The organism is Parachlamydia acanthamoebae, from assembly GCF_000875975.1.
GTDB classification, from domain to species: Bacteria; Chlamydiota; Chlamydiia; order Chlamydiales; family Parachlamydiaceae; genus Parachlamydia; species Parachlamydia acanthamoebae.
In genome coordinates, this window is record NZ_BAWW01000020.1 from 1 (window position 1) to 284 (window position 284).

The 284-nt window shown below is 44.4% G+C and carries 1 pseudogene; it reads left to right on the top strand.

The window, feature by feature from the left end:
- Positions 1-284, top strand: a pseudogene (locus AOM43_RS06195) (RHS repeat domain-containing protein); the annotation flags it as partial.

Here is a 284-nt window from a genome sequence, read left to right on the forward strand (position 1 = left end):
CTACACCTATGATCTGAATGATAATCCTATCCTCATTCAGGATCACATCAATCATACACAAAATACCCGAACTTATGACCGATGTGATCGCCTCGTTGAAGAAACGTTGGGCAATGGTCTGCAGATGAAATATGTATACGACCGGCAAGGACGCGTTCATTCCAGTACACTTCCCGACGGCAGTCATGTTGTGTACGGCTACAACGCGGTAGATCTAACAGAAGTTAAACGAATCAACCTTTCAGGAGAACAGCTTTATTCCCAAACTTACCGCTATGACCAAG